This is a genomic window from Curtobacterium sp. CFBP9011, from assembly GCF_034045095.1.
Taxonomy (GTDB): domain Bacteria; phylum Actinomycetota; class Actinomycetes; order Actinomycetales; family Microbacteriaceae; genus Curtobacterium.
Genome location: NZ_JAXCWN010000003.1, coordinates 445,244 through 462,560, shown reverse-complemented (window position 1 = coordinate 462,560; position 17,317 = coordinate 445,244). Strand labels below are relative to the sequence as shown.

At 70.7% G+C, this 17,317-nt stretch carries 12 protein-coding genes, 1 tRNA gene and 1 pseudogene; 5 read left to right on the top strand and 9 right to left on the bottom strand.

Translation table 11 applies throughout. The features are described from left to right. The first annotated feature begins 14 nt into the window (after positions 1–14). Positions 15–659, top strand: a complete 645-nt coding sequence (locus tag SOM35_RS09455) for an IMPACT family protein (protein ID WP_320515194.1) — start codon at positions 15–17, stop codon at positions 657–659. Positions 660–838: 179 nt separating this feature from the next. Then, on the top strand, positions 839–4,216 hold the full coding sequence (locus SOM35_RS09450; RefSeq protein WP_320515193.1) for an SdrD B-like domain-containing protein: 3,378 nt from the start codon (positions 839–841) through the stop codon (positions 4,214–4,216). Between the two features lie 176 nt (positions 4,217–4,392). Here SOM35_RS09450 and SOM35_RS09445 read toward each other — a convergent pair. Continuing rightward, positions 4,393–4,468: transfer RNA gene (locus SOM35_RS09445), tRNA-Lys, on the bottom strand. 112 nt (positions 4,469–4,580) lie between these two features. Here SOM35_RS09445 and bcp point away from each other — a divergent pair. Further along, positions 4,581–5,051: a thioredoxin-dependent thiol peroxidase gene (bcp, locus tag SOM35_RS09440; RefSeq protein ID WP_320515192.1), complete on the top strand. Its 471-nt coding sequence runs from the start codon at positions 4,581–4,583 to the stop codon at positions 5,049–5,051. A gap of 46 nt (positions 5,052–5,097) precedes the next feature. Here the strand turns inward: bcp and SOM35_RS09435 are convergent, their stop codons facing one another. Next, positions 5,098–5,517, bottom strand: coding sequence for a hypothetical protein (locus SOM35_RS09435; protein WP_320515191.1), 420 nt, complete (start codon positions 5,515–5,517; stop codon positions 5,098–5,100). Positions 5,518–5,782: 265 nt separating this feature from the next. Here SOM35_RS09435 and SOM35_RS09430 point away from each other — a divergent pair, with 265 nt between their 5' ends. Further along, positions 5,783–6,031, top strand: a complete 249-nt coding sequence (locus SOM35_RS09430) for a WhiB family transcriptional regulator (RefSeq protein ID WP_022904217.1) — start codon at positions 5,783–5,785, stop codon at positions 6,029–6,031. 92 nt (positions 6,032–6,123) lie between these two features. On the opposite strand, the gene SOM35_RS09425 is transcribed toward SOM35_RS09430, so the two are convergent. After that, positions 6,124–7,629, bottom strand: a complete 1,506-nt coding sequence (locus tag SOM35_RS09425) for a sensor histidine kinase (RefSeq protein ID WP_111076335.1) — start codon at positions 7,627–7,629, stop codon at positions 6,124–6,126. A 120-nt stretch (positions 7,630–7,749) separates the two neighbouring features. Between SOM35_RS09425 and SOM35_RS17400 the strand changes: the two are divergent. Beyond that, positions 7,750–8,249, top strand: a pseudogene (locus SOM35_RS17400) (Rv3235 family protein). Positions 8,250–8,340: 91 nt separating this feature from the next. Here SOM35_RS17400 and secA read toward each other — a convergent pair. The 6 genes from secA to mtrA all read right to left on the bottom strand — a co-directional run bounded on the left by secA (position 8,341) and on the right by mtrA (position 17,250). After that, entirely contained in the window at positions 8,341–11,124 is a 2,784-nt protein-coding gene (secA, locus tag SOM35_RS09415; RefSeq protein ID WP_320515190.1) for a preprotein translocase subunit SecA, read from the bottom strand. A 150-nt stretch (positions 11,125–11,274) separates the two neighbouring features. After that, positions 11,275–11,997, bottom strand: a complete 723-nt coding sequence (gene hpf, locus SOM35_RS09410; protein ID WP_301221749.1) for a ribosome hibernation-promoting factor, HPF/YfiA family — start codon at positions 11,995–11,997, stop codon at positions 11,275–11,277. 185 nt (positions 11,998–12,182) lie between these two features. After that, positions 12,183–12,962: a ComF family protein gene (locus tag SOM35_RS09405; RefSeq protein ID WP_320515189.1), complete on the bottom strand. Its 780-nt coding sequence runs from the start codon at positions 12,960–12,962 to the stop codon at positions 12,183–12,185. 198 nt (positions 12,963–13,160) lie between these two features. Beyond that, the gene (locus SOM35_RS09400) at positions 13,161–14,906 is read right to left on the bottom strand and encodes an LpqB family beta-propeller domain-containing protein (RefSeq protein ID WP_320515188.1); all 1,746 of its coding nucleotides are present in this window, start codon (positions 14,904–14,906) and stop codon (positions 13,161–13,163) included. Further along, a complete protein-coding gene (mtrB, locus tag SOM35_RS09395; protein WP_320515187.1) occupies positions 14,903–16,567 on the bottom strand; it encodes an MtrAB system histidine kinase MtrB in 1,665 nt (554 codons plus the stop codon). The genes SOM35_RS09400 and mtrB overlap by 4 nt, the downstream gene beginning before the upstream one ends. Positions 16,568–16,572: 5 nt before the next feature. Then, positions 16,573–17,250, bottom strand: coding sequence for an MtrAB system response regulator MtrA (gene mtrA / locus SOM35_RS09390; protein ID WP_110904734.1), 678 nt, complete (start codon positions 17,248–17,250; stop codon positions 16,573–16,575). Between the last annotated feature and the right edge of the window lie 67 nt (positions 17,251–17,317).

Sequence of the window (17,317 nt, the reverse complement as noted above, 5' to 3'; positions counted from 1 at the left end):
CTACCCTCGGAAGGGTGTCGCGCCGGTACCCCTCGACCATCGCCGGCCCGGTCGAGCACGAGTTCGTCGTCTCCCGCTCCCGGTTCGTCACGACCGCACACCCCGCCCAGGACCCGGCAGCCGCCGAGGCCGTGATCGCCGACGTCCGCCGACGGTCCTGGGACGCACGGCACCACTGCAGCGCGATGGTGACGGGCGTCCTGGGTGACCAGGCGCGCTCCTCCGACGACGGCGAACCCTCCGGCACCGCCGGGGTGCCGATGCTGGAGGTCCTGCGACGCCGCGACCTGACCGACGTCGTCGTGGTCGTCAGCCGGTGGTTCGGCGGGGTGAAGCTCGGCGCCGGCGGCCTCGTCCGTGCCTACTCGACCTCCGTGTCCGAGGCGCTGGACCGGGCGACGGTGGTCCGACGCGCCGCACGCACCAGGGTGCGCGTCGCGGTGCCGCATGCCGACGCCGGGCGGGTCGACAACGCCCTGCGGGCCTGGGTGGCACGGCACGACGCCACCCCGGGAGACACCGCGTACGGCGAACAGGCGGTGTTCGAGCTCTGGGTGCCGGCGGACGGGATCGCGGCCCTCGAAGCGGAGCTGGCGAGCGTGTCGGCGGGCGCGCTCGTGCCGGTGCTCGGGGAGGAGCGGGTCGTCGATCTCGAGTGACCCAAGGGTCCGATATCGGTTCGGTATTTCGTGTTCATGTGGGGCGTATCACCTGTCCATGTCGGCATATCATCGCCGGAGTCATCGACCTGCGATGCCTGAACCGACCAACAGACGGAGTCCTCATGCAACCACGCGCCATGACGCGTGCTGCTCTCGCGCTGGGTGTCACACTCGCCGTGACCCTTCCGACCGCAGCCGCAGCGGCTACTTCGACCGACCCGCCGTCAACCGCCGCCACCGGCGCCGTCGTCGGGTTGGCCCTCGAGATCGCGAAGGACGGCAACGGCCCCTTCACTCCGGAGGACGGCCCAGGGGCCGACTCGGGCGCCGGCAACAGGATCGTGCGGACCCTCGACGCCGTCACCTACCGCGTCACCATGAACTCCAGCGGCGGCCCGAGCACGAACGAGCGTTTCACCCTCACCGCTCCCGCGGGCACCTCGTGGGCCGGCGTCCCCAGCCCCTGCCGGGGCGTGGGGTCCTCGATCGCGGGTGCCGATCTCGTGTGCAACCTCGGCGACGTCGCCGAAGGGCAGGCGGTCGCCGTCCCCGCCGTCCTCGACCTCTCCGGCGACCTCCGGAACGGTGACCGGCTCGACGTCGTGGCGACCGGAACAGCGGATGATGCCGAGAACGGCCTGATCACTGCAGCCGCACCGCCGGTGACGGTGTCAGCCGCGGCGCGGTACAACCTCAGCAAGAACATCACAGCCTCACGCCTGAACACGGAGGTCCTCGGTCCGGACGGCACGACCCGCGGCATCCAGCTGGTCTACCCCATCACCGTCGACTGGGACCCGGTTGTTCCAGGACAGGGCCTGTTGGGCTTCGAGCGGAGCGCCGGACCGATGACCTTCACCGACGACCTCTCGGAGATCCTCGGTGGTCTCCCCTCAGGAGCCGTGCTCTGGAACGGCGGCCAGTCGGTCTGCGGGGTGAACGACCGGACGGACTGGCGGTTCAGCAACCTCCCCGGTGGTCGTGGCGGCACGAGCAGCAGCGTCACGGAGTCCGGCACGATCACCTGTGAACAGGACGCGGCCGGCGAACCGGTGTCCGTGACGATCACCGGCACCGTGACGGACCCGACCCATGTGCCCACGGCCGGGGTGACCGGGGTGCTGACGCAGCCGAACCGCGCCTACTTCGTCTCCGGCTACCTGTCCGTGTGGATGCCGACACCGCCGACCGACACGAGCGTGGACTCGGTGAACACCTACTCACCGCTGCGGACGGTCTCGATCAGCGGAGCTCCCAACTTCCCTGGGGGCGCCGAACCCACTGCCGACAACCGAGCAACACGCAACATCGTGGAACTTTCGCCCGGCGGTGGAACGAAGCACCTCTACCGAGTGGAGGACGAGGACGGAGAAGCCGTCGTCTCGGCCGGTTCAGCGAGGGAGGGCGACCCTTGGGTGACGCCCGGCACTGTCCTCCGCAGCGATGTCGGCGCTTGGAACAACGGCATCCGGCCCTTCGAAGGTGTCGCGCTCTGCGACACCTTCGACCGCGCCACCCAACGGCTGACGCGGCTCGGATCCCAGAAGACCGCAGCGTGGAGCACAGGGCTCACGGGAGGGACGGTGCAGTACGCCGCCTACGACATGTCGACCCCGTGGGAAGGCCAGCGGCAGGCGACGTGCGAGGACAGCACCGGCCCCTGGTACGACCAGCCCGAGGACGTCCCCGGCGGCATCGACGCGGTCGGAGCGATCCGCGCAGCGGGCGATCTCCCGGGCGGCAGGATCGCAGCGTTGTACTCCTACGTCGAGACGAAGGACGTCGCCGACGGCACCCGCGCCCGCGACTTCGGCCATCTGCGATTCGGCGCCGACGAGCCGTGGGTCCACGACGTCACCTCCGACCCCGAACTCGCTGCCGGCGGGCTCTCGGACAGCGTCCTCGTCACCGAGAACCTCGCCCGGGTCACGAAGAAGGTCGTCGATGCCGGGTACGGTGCCGCAGACACCCCTGACGCGACGAGTTTCACCGTCGCGGGCAACACCCTCGACTACGCCCTCTACCCGTCCCTGACGAACGGCAACACGACCGGCAAGCCGTCCGACCTCACCGTCCGGGACGTCCTGCCGCCGCACGTCAGCTACGTCGCCGACAGCGGATCGCTCGCTCCGGAGACGGACACGATCACGGACGCCGACGGTCAACAGCGGCAGCGTCTCACCTGGACCCTCCGCGACGTCGCCCCCAACACCGAGCTGACCCCGATCACCTACACCGCCGAAGTGTCGAAGACCGCACCCGCCGCCCCCGTCGTCAACGAGGTCGTCGTCGCCTCACCGAGCGACCGTTCGGACGAGCGGTACCGCGGGGCTGAGCGCGCCGTCCAGATCGTCGCCACCGGCGGAGTGGGGGTCCGGGAGACCGCCGTCGAGCCGGTCGTCGTCACGGGCGACCACCTCGAGTGGCAGCTCGACTACACGAACACGGACGCCAGTCCGATCCAGGATGCCGACCTGATCGACGTCCTGCCGTTCGACCGGGACGCCCTGAACTCGTCCTTCCACGGGTCTGCACACCTCGCCGCAGCCGTCGTACCCGAGGCAGCGGCCGACGAGTCCGTCACGTACACCGCGGCGGCTGCAGGCGACGTCGACCTCGACGGGACGCACCCGTCGAACCAGCCCGGCGGGTTGACCACCTGGTGCGCCGAGGTGGACTTCGGCACCGCGGGGTGTCCGGACTCCCTCGCCGGCGTGACGGCCTTCCGCCTCCTCCGCGGCACCGCCGTCGCGGTCGACCAGACCGTCACCCACCGGATCGTCCTGCAGACCGAGGGGCAGCACGACGGAGACCGGTACACGAACCGGTTCGGCCTGCGCGCCTCGAACCTGTCGCTGGGCGTGCTGTCGAACCCGGCGAGCATCCGCATCGTCGCCGGCGCCCTGGGCGACCACGTGTGGAGTGACGAGGACGGCAACGGCATCCAGGACCCCGTCGAGCCGGGCATCGCTGGTGTCGACGTGCGCCTGACCGGGACGGACGACCACGGCGGAACCGTCCACCGCGCCACCGTGACCGACGGTGCCGGCGACTACCGCTTCGGAGCGCTTCGACCCGGCGAGTACACGGTCGTCTTCCGCGCCCCCGAGGGCCACTCGTTCACCCGTGCGCTGGTCGGGACGGATCGGGCGGTGGACTCCGACGCCGATCGGGACGGCCGGACTGCGGAGACCACGGTCGCACGGGTCACGGACGCCGACGGCGAGCTGGTCGGGGTGCAGCGGATCGACACGATCGACGCCGGGATCCTGCCCGGGAACGACGTCATCGACCCACCCGGCACCGTCGATCCGGGCTTCGGCATGGTCCCGGTCGAACCGGCCCTCCCCGGCGACTCCGGGGAGTCCGGTGACGCCACCGCCTCCCCCACGTCGGCCCCGGCATCCGAGGACACCAGCGACGGCTCGACGAGAACGGCGGGCGCGCTCGCGTTCACCGGGAGCACGGGCCTGCTGGCCGTCAGCACGGCGGCACTGCTCCTGACGGCCACGGGCGGGGTCCTCGTCGGGATCCGACGGGTGCGGCGGCGCTGACCCTCCGGCAGGCGGGTGCTCCGGTCCGGAGTACCCGCCTGCCGTGTTGCACAGGCGCGTCGGCCAGCACGTTGGGGGCCGTCCGCGCCTCGGGCGTGGCGCGGATCAGTCGGTGCTCCAGCGGCGATCGACCTGCAACGCAGAAGACCCCGACCGGATCGGTCGGGGTCTTCGTGTGGTGCACCCCCTCGGACTTGAACCGAGAACCCACTGATTAAGAGTCAGTTGCTCTGCCAATTGAGCTAGAGGTGCGAGTGTTGAGTTGTCTTGCCTCTTGGGCGTGCGCCCCGCGACGGGAATCAACAATAGCATGACTTCTGCGTGCTCCTGACCACTCGGGGCGCCCAACGAACAGGAGCCCCACTTGAGCGACCGTCTCGCCGCCGGCGACACCGCACCCGACTTCACCCTCCCCGACCAGGACGGCACCGAGCACGCGCTCGGCGACCTCCGTGGGCGCAAGGTCATCGTGTACTTCTACCCCGCCGCCTCGACCCCCGGGTGCACGACCGAGGCGTGTGACTTCCGCGACAACATGTCGTCCCTGCAGGCCGCCGGGTACGAGGTCCTCGGCGTCTCCAAGGACGACCTGCCGGCCCTGCAGCGGTTCCACCACGAGCAGGCCCTGAGCTTCCCGCTGCTCAGCGACCCGGACCTCGCCGTGCACCGGGCGTACGGCGCCTGGGGCGAGAAGAACAACTACGGCAAGATCGTCACGGGCACGATCCGGTCGACGATCGTCGTGGATGAGGACGGCTCGGTACAGCTGCCGCTCTACAACGTGAAGGCCACCGGACACGTCGCGAGCCTGCGGAAGAAGCTCGGGCTGGTCTGACCGCGCTGCGCCGCTGTCGTCGCGCGGCGCTGCTGCGGCAGTTGCCTCAGTCGCGTCGTGCGAGGACCGCGGTCACCGACCTCGAGAGCACCAGGGTGATCGCGAGCAGTGCGGGGACGAGCAGCGCCCAGCCGACGGCCGGGACGCGGAACACGCCCTGGAACGCGCCGATCGCGAGTGCCCCCTGCAGGACCTGCCAGACGACGACCCCGCTCCGCACCCACGCCCGACCGCGCCGCAGGCCGACGACCATGGCGCCGAGCCAGAGGGTCGCGAGGACGGCAAGGACGAGCAGCGCGATCGCTGAAGCCACGCTGGCCGCGGGGGCCGTCAGGAGCTCGACGAGCAGGAAGACGGTCACCGCTGCCATCGCCAGGAACTCGAGTCCGACGACGACGATGAGCACGAGGAGCGCAGCAGGCCGCCCCCGGGGGACGACCTGGTCGTCCGGGATGGTGTCAGGCACAGCGATCCTCCAGCAGTGAAACCCTTGATTTGGCCATACCAGTATGGAACGATGTTCGAGGTCGTTTGGACGGCACGATGTGGTGTGCGTCTCCCGTGGTTCGACGCTCCTCCCCCGAGCGTTCTGCGGGCGTCGAACTCTCCCCGAGCGGGCTCCTCCCCACAGGAAGCCTCCCGTACATCACATGAGCATGTGCAGAGTCCCGATCCCCCGAGTCACGGCCCCGGCCTGCCGTTCGAGCATCTAACGCAAGGAGCACCACCACATGGATTGGCGTGACCAGGCAGCCTGCCTCACCGCGGACCCCGAGCTCTTCTTCCCCGTCGGGAACACCGGCCCGGCCGTCGACCAGATCGAGAAGGCCAAGTCGGTCTGTGCTCGATGCACTGTGACCGAGATGTGCCTCCAGTACGCACTCGAGAACAACCAGGACTCCGGCGTCTGGGGTGGTCTCAGCGAGGACGAGCGTCGCGCGCTCAAGCGCCGGGCTGCCCGCGCCCGCCGCGCCTCCTGACACCGCAGGGTCACAAGACCGTCTGACGCCCGCCGTGCCCCTCGGGGCCGGCGGGCGTCGTCGCGCTCGGCACCGAGGTGCCATCGGGGTCGCTACGCAGCCGTCCCGGCGGTGAGCCAGCGGAACGGGATCGAGATGGTGACCTCGGTGCCGCTGCCCGTGAGCGTGTGCCAGTCGATGGTGCCGCCCAGCTCGCCCTGGATGAGCGTGCGGACGATCTGGGTACCGAGACCCGAGCCGACCTTGCCCTCGGGCAGGCCCACACCGTTGTCGCGCACCTGGATCTCGAGGTGGTCGTCGTGACGGTTCGCGACGATCTCGACCTCGCCATCGCGTCCGTCGAGCCCGTGCTCCACAGCGTTCGTGACGAGTTCGGTGAGCCCGAGGGCGAGCGGGGTGGCCGCCTCGGACGGCAGGACGCCGAACTCCCCCGTCTTCTTCGGGTGGACCGTCGTGTTGTGCGACGCGGCGACCTCGGTCACGAGCTTGAGGACGGAGTCGAACACCTCGTCGAAGTCGACCGTCTGGCTGAGGCCCGTGGACAGGGTGTCGTGCACGACGGCGATCGCGGCGACCCGGCGCATCGCGTTCTGCAGGGACGTCCGAGCCTCGTCCGAGTGCGTCCGGCGGGCCTGGATGCGGAGCAGGGACGCGACGGTCTGCAGGTTGTTCTTGACGCGGTGGTGGATCTCACGGATCGTCGCGTCCTTCGTGATCAGCTCGCGCTCCTGGTGACGCATCTCGGTGACGTCGCGGCAGAGCACGACCGCCCCGATCCGCTCACCGTGGTCACGCAGCGGGATCGACCGGAGCGTCACGGTGACGCCCTTCGCCTCGATGTCGGCACGCCAGGGAGCCCGCCCGGTGACGACGAGCGGCAGGGACTCGTCGACGTCCAGCTGCGCACCGAGCAGCTCGGTCGTCACCTCGGCCAGGGACTTGCGCTCGAGTTCGCCGTCGAAGCCCATCCGGTTGAAGGCGCTGAGGCCGTTCGGGCTGGCGAACGTGACGACGCCGTCGGTGTCCAGTCGGAGCAGACCGTCGCTCGCCCGCGGCGCCCCACGACGGGGACCGGCAGGGGCGCCGAGGTCCGGGAAGTCGCCGGTGGCGATCATCCCGAACAGGTCGTTCGCGCTGGCGGTGAAGTTGAGTTCCTGACGGCTCGGCGTGCGCGACTCGTCCTGGTTGGAGTGCCGCGTCACGACGGCGATCGGCCGGTCGGTGGTCTGCGCGCTCTTGGCGGTCAGGCGGCGGAGGACCGGGATCGCGCGAACCCGGGTCGGGGTGTCCTCGTACCAGTCCGGCTCGGCCGAGTCCACGACCCGGCTGCCCGTGAAGCTCTGGGTGACCTGGTCACGCCACTCCTCGCGGATCTCCTGTCCGACGATGTCGCGGTAGAACAGCGTCGCCGCGGACGACGGACGAGCGTGCGCGACGGCGACGAAGGTCGAGTCGTCGCGGGTCGGCACCCACAGCACCATGTCGGCGAAGGACAGGTCGGCGAGCAACTGCCAGTCACCGACGAGCAGGTGCAGCCACTCGACGTCGGCTTCGGAGGAACGGCCTTGTGCGAGGACGAGGTCACTGAGGGTCGACACCCGACCAGTCTAGGTGTGGCTCCCGAGGCCGACCACGCGCCGCTGTGGACGAGAACGGTCTGTCCACAGGTCGGTCCGATCGACCGTATGTGATGTTCCACGAACCCTACGCTCGGCCTGATGAAAGGGGCCGGAGTGGCGGAGAACGCACGACGGATCGAAGACGAGCCGGACACGCACGGAACGGACGCGGGGCTGGAAGGCCGCCACGACGACCACGTGGAGTACGAGGGACACGATGAACAGCACGAGAACGGACCGCCGGCACCGGCGACGGAACTGCCGGACCCCGGCGAGACAGCACGGTCGCTGGCGCTCTGCGTGGCGGAGATCCTGACCGGGGCGCGCGAGGTCGAGACGATCTCGCGCTGGATCACCGAGGAGGTCCAACGACACCTGCAACACCGCGCCGCACTGGCGGCCCGCGCACGCTCCGCCGCCCGTCGGCGCCGACACCGCCCGGTGATCCGGGTCGGCAGCGTCGTCGTGTCAGCGTGCCGCGCGACGGCGTCGCCGAGGCCGCCGTCGTGGTGCACACGCGCAGCCACGCCCGCGCGGTCGCCATCCGGCTCGAGGAACGCAAGGGACGGTGGCGGGCCACGGCGGTCGGCGTGCTCTGACGGTCGCGGCGACCGGTGGTCGGGTACCACCGACGGACGGGAGGCCCGGTACCAGCTGGTACCGGGCCTCCCGTCACGATGGGGCTGTGTGTCAGCCCTTCTTGGCTGCCGCCCGGCGCTCGGCGCGGTTGCTCGCGTCGGCCTGGCCGGAAGCGGTCGCCGCCGAACCGAAGGCGGAACCCTTCTCGGGACCGGCGGCCTCTTCCTGCTCGGCCTGCGCACGCTGTGCACGGGCGGTCGCGGCCTGCTCGAGGCGCCCGGCCTCGTCGCGGACCTCGACCTCGCCGTCGATCGACGGCGCGGAGTACTCGAGTCCGGCGTTCTCGCCTTCCTCGTTGAGCCCCTTCGCCTCGATGACCGCGCTCTCGCCGTCGGACTGCACCTGCACCTCGAGGTTGAAGAGGAAGCCGACCGACTCTTCGCGGATCTGCCCCATCATCGTCTGGAACAGGGCGTAGCCCTCGCGCTGGTACTCGACCAGCGGGTCGCGCTGCGCCATCGCCCGGAGGCCGATGCCGTCCTTGAGGTAGTCCATCTCGTAGAGGTGGTCGCGCCAGCGGCGGTCGATCACCGAGAGGACGACGCGACGCTCGAGCTCGCGCATCGCCTCGTCGCCGAGGGCCTCTTCACGGTTCTTGTAGGCGAGCTGCGCGTCGGACAGGATCTCGCGAGCCAGGAACTCCCGCGTGGCCTTGCCCTTCGAGCCGACCTCGGTGATGACCTCGTCGATGGTGATCGAGATCGGGTACAGCGTCCCGAGCTCGGTCCACATGGCGTCGAGGTCCCAGTCGTCCGGGGACCCTTCGCCGGTGTGGGTGTCGATGACGTCGTCGATGACGCTCTTGAGGAACGACTGCGCGCGCTCGTGCAGGTCGTCGCCCTCGAGGATGTGCCGGCGGTCGCTGTAGATCGCTTCGCGCTGGCGGTTCAGGACGTCGTCGTACTTCAGGACGTTCTTGCGGATCTCGGCGTTGCGGCCCTCGACCTGCGACTGGGCGGAACGGATCGCGCGGCCGACGAGCTTGTTCTCGATCGCCAGGTCATCCGGCACGTTGCCGCGGCCCATCAGGCTCTCGGCGGCACCGGAGTTGAACAGACGCATCAGGTCGTCGGTGAGCGACAGGTAGAACCGGCTCTCGCCCGGGTCACCCTGACGACCGGAGCGTCCACGGAGCTGGTTGTCGATACGACGGGACTCGTGGCGCTCGGTGCCGAGGACGTAGAGGCCGCCGGCGTCGCGGACCTTCTCGCTCTCCTGCTCGACCGCGGCCTTCATCGCGGTGAAGACCTTGTCCCACTCGGCTTCGTACTCGTCCGGGGTCTCGGTCGGCGACAGACCCTTGGCGTGCATCTCCTGCACGGCGAGGAACTCCGCGTTGCCGCCGAGCATGATGTCGGTACCACGACCGGCCATGTTCGTGGCGACCGTCACGGCACCGGCACGACCGGCCTGGGCGACGATCGCGGCTTCCCGCGCGTGGTTCTTCGCGTTGAGGACCTCGTGCTTGACGCCCTTCTTCGCGAGCAGCTTCGACAGGTACTCGGACTTCTCGACGCTCGTGGTGCCGACCAGGACCGGCTGGCCCTTGTGGTGGCGCTCTTCGATGTCGTTCGCGACCTGCTCGAACTTGGCCTGCTCGTTCTTGTAGACGAGGTCGGTCTGGTCGATGCGCTGCATCGGCCGGTTCGTCGGGATCGGGACCACACCGAGCTTGTAGGTCGACATGAACTCGGCCGCTTCGGTCTCCGCGGTACCGGTCATGCCGGAGAGCTTCTGGTACAGGCGGAAGTAGTTCTGCAGCGTGACGGTGGCGAGGGTCTGGTTCTCGGCCTTGACCTCGACACCTTCCTTCGCCTCGATCGCCTGGTGGATGCCCTCGTTGTAGCGACGGCCCATCAGGATGCGACCGGTGTGCTCGTCGACGATGAGCACCTCGCCGTTCATCACGACGTAGTCCTTGTCGCGCTTGAACAGGGCGGACGCCTTGATCGAGTTGTTGAGGAACGAGATCAGCGGGGTGTTCGCGGACTCGTAGAGGTTGTCGATGCCGAGGTAGTCCTCGACCTTCTCGATGCCGGGCTCGAGGACACCGACGGTGCGCTTCTTCTCGTCGACCTCGTAGTCCTCGCCCGGGGTGAGCCGGGTCGCGATGGACGCGAACTCGGTGAACCAGCGGTTCGCCTCACCTGAGGAGGGGCCGGAGATGATGAGCGGCGTGCGGGCCTCGTCGATGAGGATCGAGTCGACCTCGTCCACCACGGCGAAGAAGTGGCCGCGCTGGACCATGTCGGAGGCCTGCCACGCCATGTTGTCGCGCAGGTAGTCGAAGCCGAACTCGTTGTTCGTGCCGTACGTGATGTCCGCGGCGTACTGCTCGCGGCGCTCGATCGGCGACTGACCGGCGATGATGCAGCCGGTGGTCATGCCGAGGGCGCGGAACACGCGGCCCATGAGCTCGGACTGGTACGACGCCAGGAAGTCGTTGACCGTGATGACGTGCACACCGCGCGACGGGATCGCGTTGAGGTAGGCGGCGGTCGTCGCCACGAGGGTCTTGCCCTCACCGGTCTTCATCTCGGCGATGTTGCCGAGGTGCAGCGCCGCGCCACCCATGAGCTGCACGTCGAAGTGCCGCATGCCGAGGGTGCGCTTCGAGGCTTCGCGGACGGCGGCGAACGCCTCCGGCAGGAGGTCGTCGAGCGTCTCGCCGTTGGCGTACCGCTCGCGGAGCTCCGTCGTCTCCTCCTGGAGTTCCTCGTCGGTGAGGCTCGCGAAGTCGTCCTCGAGGTCGTTGATCGCCGAGGCGTACGCCTTCAGCCGACGGAGGGTCCGCCCTTCACCGATGCGGAGGACCTTCTCCAACACGTTTGCCACGTGAGCTCCTTACGAAGTCGTCGTGCGCGGTCGACGCGCCCGATCAGCCAGTCATGCTAGCAACCCGCCGGGGTCCGGCGCTGGGAGCAGCACGAGTGCGCACGACCCCGGACGGGACCGTGCGCACTCGGAGGTGGTGCGTCGCGTCGACTACGCGGTGGCGGACACGGACTCCTCGACGAGGACGTGCTCGCTCCCCCGGGCGTCGGCGCCCGGGTTCTCGTCGATGCCAATGACGCCGTAGTCCCAGCCCTTGCGGCGGTACACGACGCTCGGGCGGTGGGTCTCGGAGTCGACGAAGAGGTAGAAGTCGTGCCCGACGAGCTCCATGTGGTAGAGCGCGTCGTCGACCGTCATCGGTGCGGCTTCGAAGACCTTCTGGCGGATGACGACCGGCGAGTACGCGGCGTCTTCCTCGTCGCGCCCGGCTTCCTGGTCGGCGTCGACCACGGGGACGGCTCCGGTGGCGACGGTCTCGATGAGCCTGCCGTCGGCGGGCTCGACGCCCATGCCCTCGAACGCCGCACCCGAGGCCTCGGCCACCGAGGTCGGACGGTGACGCCCGCGGTGCACCTTCTTGCGGTCACGTGCCCGGCGCAGGCGCTCGGCGATGCGCGCGAACGCCAGGTCGAAGGCGGCGTACTTGTCCGACGCGGCGGACTCGGCCCGGACGAGCGGTCCGGGTCCGATGAGGGTCAGTTCGACGCGGTCCTCGCCCTGCGCCCCGCTGCTCTTCTCGTGGTGCCGGCTCACCCGCACCTCGAAGGCGAGGGCCCGGTCGGCGAGCACGTCGATCTTCTCGGACTTCTGCTCCACGTAGGCCCGGAATCGGTCGGTGACCCCGACGTTGCGGCCCGTGATCGTCACGTCCATGGCGGCTCCCATCCACATTCGGCGGTTCGCCTGCGTCCGGCGAACACCAACGCCTTGCCGCGAGGCTAGACCCTGCGGGCTCGACCCGTGCCGCTGGGGGCCCGCGTGCCGGAGACCTCCACCGGATGCCCAGGGGACGTCCATCTCCGTGGCCGGGCGCTCGTCCTGGTCGTCGGCGTGCACGCTCACACCTCCACCGTGGCGACGGCCACGCAGCGGACGACACGGCCGCCGGCGGCCCGGACGGCCCGGATCGCCTCGGCCATCGTCACGCCGGTGGTGACGACGTCGTCCACGAGCACGACGTCGTGGCCGTCCACCCCGTCCGCGACGAGGGTGCCGACGGTGGCCGCCACGCGCTGGATCGCGGTCCGTTCCTTCTGCCCCCGACCGGCTGCCCCGGCCGCGTGCGGTCCGTCACCGCGCACCGGATCCGGCAGCGGGACGCGCCGCAGTGCCCGCGCGCGTCGGACGCCCGCACAGCGCAGCACCGTCACCACCGGGTCGAAGCCGCGTCGCCGGCGCCCGCGCGGCGAGGGCGGGACGCGGAGGACAACCGTGCCCGGGGGCGCTGCGGCGAGCGCCGACCGGACGAGGTCTGCGGTCCGTCTGGTGAGGCCGCGGACGACGTCCACCCGCCCCCGCAGTTTCCACTCGAGCACGAGGGTGCGGACGAGACCGTCGTACTCGTGGGCGGCGTCGAGCCGGACGCCGGCGACGAGCCGGGTGCGTGTGGGGAGGGCGTCGAGTGCTGACCGGCAGGCGCGGCACAGGGCGCGGTCTGCGACGCCGCAGCCGACGCAGACGACGGGCAGGACGAGGGCGAGGACCGTGGCGGCGGCATCGGACCAGGGCCGGTCCGCGCAGCGCGGCGGTGTCGGCGGTCGCGGCGAGCCCGCCGATGACGGGACGGCCGATGACGGGACGGCGGGTGGCGGGACGGCGGGCATCTGGAGCGTCGGCATGACCCGATGGTGCCGGGCGGGGACCACCGGGCGCGGGCCGGCGGGACGGACTGTGGACGGGCCTCCCGGCCGGGCCGGATGTGCAGGACGAGGCGACCAGCCGGCACCGACCGGAGCAGCACCGACCCGACCAGCGTCGACCCGACGGTCAGCGCTGCACGCCGACCAGCACCGACCGGACCAGCACCGACCCGACGGTCAGCGCTGCACGCCGAGCACCGACGCCTCGACGCCGGTGGTGTCCCACGCGCCCCCGGTGGACTGCAGCACCGACCCGTCCGACATCCGGAGCAGCAACGCGCTGCCGCTCCCCCCGACGATCCCCGTGGCCCGCCCGTCCGGCTTGGCGAGCGTGTCCCACTGGCCGCCGACGGTGGTGCGGACGACGCTCGAACCGGCGCTGGTGCGTCCGACCGAGGCGACGTCGAGCTCGTCGACCCAGGCGGCTCCGACGGGGTCGCCCTCGGCGGCCTGCACCCGGACCGGCGGTCCGAGTGAGGTCGGTGCCCGGTCCGACCCCCGGGTGATCGCGACGACGTAGAGCGCTGCCCCGTCGTCGGTGTCGAGCAGGGCCAGGGCGCGCGTCGAGTCGCGGGACACCTGGAACGACACGAGTTTCCCGTCCGGCAGGGTCGAGGTGACGGTGTGCGGGTCGCCGCCGAGGCCGTAGGCGGTGATCGACCGGGTGTCGGACCGCTGGGCGACCCAGACGAAGCCCTGGTCGTCGATGCTCGGGGCGACCAGGTCCTCCCGGGTGTCGATGCGGAGCGGGGCCTTGCCGGACCGGACGACGAACACGCCGTCGTCGTTGCCGACGGCGGCGACCGTGCCGGAGGCGGAGAGCGCGAGGAACTGCGGTCGGAGCCCGGCGATGCGGTCGCTGAGGCCGCCGCCGAGCGCGGTGACGTCCCCGGTGCCGGCCGTCGCGTACCCGGTGACCCGGTCCTGCACGACGAGTGGACGGGCGTCGACGTCGGGGTTGCGCTGCGCGCTCGTGCCGCTGGAGTCGGGCAACGGGACGGGGACGCCCTCGACCGTGAGGTCGACCGAAGAGATCGTGGCGACGGACGAGAGCGAGTCGGTGAGCTGTTCGCGCATCCGGACCTTCTCGACCGTGTTCGCCCGGAGCGCCTCGCTCGACAGGTCGACCTGCGCGCTGCCGCTCTCGATCGTGACGGCGTTCAGCGAGAGCTGCGTGCCCTCGGGGAACGAGGACACGACCGAGCCCTCGAGCCACTCGGCGGGTCCGGCGAGCAGGGCGCTGACGATTCGGGTGCTCGTCGAGGACCGGGCCAGGAACCACCGTTCGTCGGGGACGAGGAACCGGTAGGTCGGGTCGTAGAAGTACAGGGCGTGCGGCTGGAACACCGAGGTGAAGTTGACCGGCGACAGGATGATCCCGTCGGGGGCGTAGCTGATGCGCCACTGGCCGTCCTCGCGGACGAACTGGAACGTCAGCGTCGAGGACGTCGGCCGGACGGCCTGGGTGTACTCGCCGTCGGCGTCGACCGAGGCACTCGCCGTCAGGGTGTAGGTGAGTTCCTCGTCCCCGACCCGTTCGACGTCGCCGTCGCCCTGCCGGATGGTGACGCCCTGGCGCGGGTTCCACTTCTGCGAGAACCCGCTGCTGAGGAACTCGCGCGCGACCGCGTAGTCGTTCTGGGCACCGGTGGCGGCGTCGATGAACTGCGTGAGCAGGTCGGTCTGGTTCGCACCGTCCTCCGGTCCGGTGGGGCGGTAGTCGACTCCGCCGGTGGGCGACTCGTTCGTGATCGACTGCCCGGAGCGGACCGGGCCGCCGGTCGGGATCGCGGCACAGGCGGTGGCGCCGAGCAGCGTCACGGCGGCGAGCGCGGCCGTGAGCACGAGCCGGAGGCGCGTGGTGCGGGTCCGTCGGTCGGTCCGGGTCGTGCCGGTTCCTCCGTGGCGGTCGGTCCGGGTCATGCCGGCTCCTCCGTTCCGGTCGGTCCCTCGTAGGACTCGTCGAGTGCGGGCAGCGGGATCGCGGAGGTCGGCGGGGCCTCACTGCTCCGGCGGGGCAGGGTGAGCACGAACGCGGACCCCTCGCCCGGACGGGACCACACGTCGATGCGGCCGCCGTGCAGCTGGGCGTCCCCGAGGCTGATGGCGAGCCCGAGTCCGGTGCCGCCTATGGTGCGCTTGCGGCTCGGGTCGGCGCGCCAGAAGCGGTCGAACACGCGGGCGGTGTCCTCGGCCGGCATCCCGACTCCTCGGTCACGCACCGCGATGGCGACGGACCGGGAGTCGCTGTCGACCACGACGTCGACCGGGCGGCCGTCGCCGTGCTCGATGGCGTTGCCGACGAGGTTCCGGAGCACCCGGCGGATCCGGCGGGCGTCGAGCTGCATGGTGGTGTGTCCACCCGGGGTGGCCAGGCGCAGTTCGACCTCGGCACGGTCGGCGAGCGGGCGGAACTCCTCGACGATGTCGGCGGCGAGTGCGGCGGGGACGACCGGTTCGGTCTCGAGCTCGACGGCCTGCGCGTCGTACCGGGAGATCTCGAGCAGGTCGGCGAGCAGCAGTTCGAACCGGTCGACCTGGGCGTGCAGCAGTTCCGCGGAGCGGGCGACGGACGGCTCGAAGGCGTGGCGGGCGTCGAACAGCAGGTCACCGGCCAGGCGGATCGTCGTCAGCGGGGTACGGAGCTCGTGCGAGACGTCGGACACGAAGCGCTGCTGGACGCGCGAGAGTTCGGCCAGCTGGGTGATCTGTCGACTGACGGCGTCGGCCATGTCGTTGAAGCTCCGGGCCAGCGTGGCGATGTCGTCCTCGCCCCGGACCGGGATGCGTTCGTCCAGGCGGCCGGCGGCGATCTTGCGGCTGGTCTCGGCAGCGCCGCGGATCGGGACGACGACCAGGCGCACCACGAGCGAGGTGACGAGGGCGATGAGCACGATGAGGGCGACACCGCCGATCGACAGGGTCTGCGACACGAAGTCGAGCGTCTGCTGCGCATCGGACAGGTCGTACACGATGTACAGCTCGTACTGCCCGGCGCTCGGGATCTGCAGGGTGGACCCGACGGCGAGTCCCGGCCCCCGGCCGCCCGGCCCGTCGAGCCGCACGGGCTGCAGGCTGAGCTCGCCGGTGTCGGCGGCGACCCGTTTCCGCAGGTCGTCGGTGATCACGGAGTCGGGGAACCCGTAGCTGGCGACGTTCTGCAGGATCTGCGGGGTCCGGGCTCCCGGTGTCCGTTCGATCGCGATGCTCGTCCCACCCGGACTGGTCGTGTTCGAGAGGATCGCGTTCTGCGCCTCGCTCTGCAGCGACTCGAGTTCGGTCTGGTTGTTGTCCTCGGCCGCGGTCGCCGCGTCGAAGATGTTCTGCGCGACGATCGTCGCGCGTGCCGACTCGGCCTCGATCTGGTCGCGGCGCTGCGCGTAGACGTTGTTCGAGATGCTCACCATGACCGCGGTGCCGATCACGGCGACGGCGAGCCCGGTGGTCGCGACGGTGATCGCGGCGGAGCGGACCATCAGCGAGCGACGCCAGAGGTACGCGATCCCGCGCCAGATCCGGCGGAGCCAGGTGCGGACCCGCCGGCGCACGCGGCGGAACGGCGCCGGGGCCGACGACGACGGCACGGGCGTCAGCTCTGCGCGCCGGCCCGGTACCCGACCCCGCGGACGGTGGTCACGATGCGCGGGTTGTCCGGGTCGTGCTCGATCTTGGCGCGGAGGCGCTGCACGTGCACGTTCACCAGGCGGGTGTCCGCCTTGTAGTGGTAGCCCCAGACCTGCTCGAGCAGCATCTCGCGGGTGAACACCTGGCTGGGCTTCTCGGCGAGCGCCCGGAGCAGGTCGAACTCCAGCGGGGTGAGGGCGATGGCGGCGTCGCCCCGGCGGACCTCGTGCCCGGGGACGTCGACGACCAGGTCACCGACGTGCAGGACGGTCGCGTCGGTCGCGGTCGGCCGCAGGCGGGTCCGGATCCGGGCGACGAGCTCCTTCGGGTTGAACGGCTTCACGACGTAGTCGTCGGCTCCGTTCTCGAGCCCGGCGACGACGTCGGCGGTGTCGCCCTTGGCGGTGAGCATGATGATCGGGGTGCCGCTCTCGGCCCGGATCCGCCGGCACACCTCGATGCCGTCGATGCCCGGCAGCATGACGTCGAGCAGCACGAGGTCGGGCTTCGTCGCGTGGAACGCCTCGACGGCGTCGTTGCCGTCGGCACTGAAGTCGGGCTCGTACCCCTCCGACCGGAGGACGATGCCGATCATCTCGGCGAGGGCCTGGTCGTCGTCGACGACGAGGATGCGCGGTGTCATGGGATGCGGACTCCGGAGGGCAGGGTGGGCACCCAGGGACGGGTGCTCTCCGCTCACGATAGCCGAG

Coding starts and splice junctions, on each gene's coding strand:
- SOM35_RS09430 (WP_022904217.1), top strand. CDS start 5,783: ATGGATTGGCGTGACCAGGCAGCCTGCCTCACCGCGGACCCCGAGCTC.
- hpf (WP_301221749.1), bottom strand. CDS start 11,997: ATGGACGTGACGATCACGGGCCGCAACGTCGGGGTCACCGACCGATTC.
- SOM35_RS09405 (WP_320515189.1), bottom strand. CDS start 12,962: ATGCCGACGCTCCAGATGCCCGCCGTCCCGCCACCCGCCGTCCCGTCA.
- SOM35_RS09400 (WP_320515188.1), bottom strand. CDS start 14,906: ATGACCCGGACCGACCGCCACGGAGGAACCGGCACGACCCGGACCGAC.
- mtrA (WP_110904734.1), bottom strand. CDS start 17,250: ATGACACCGCGCATCCTCGTCGTCGACGACGACCAGGCCCTCGCCGAG.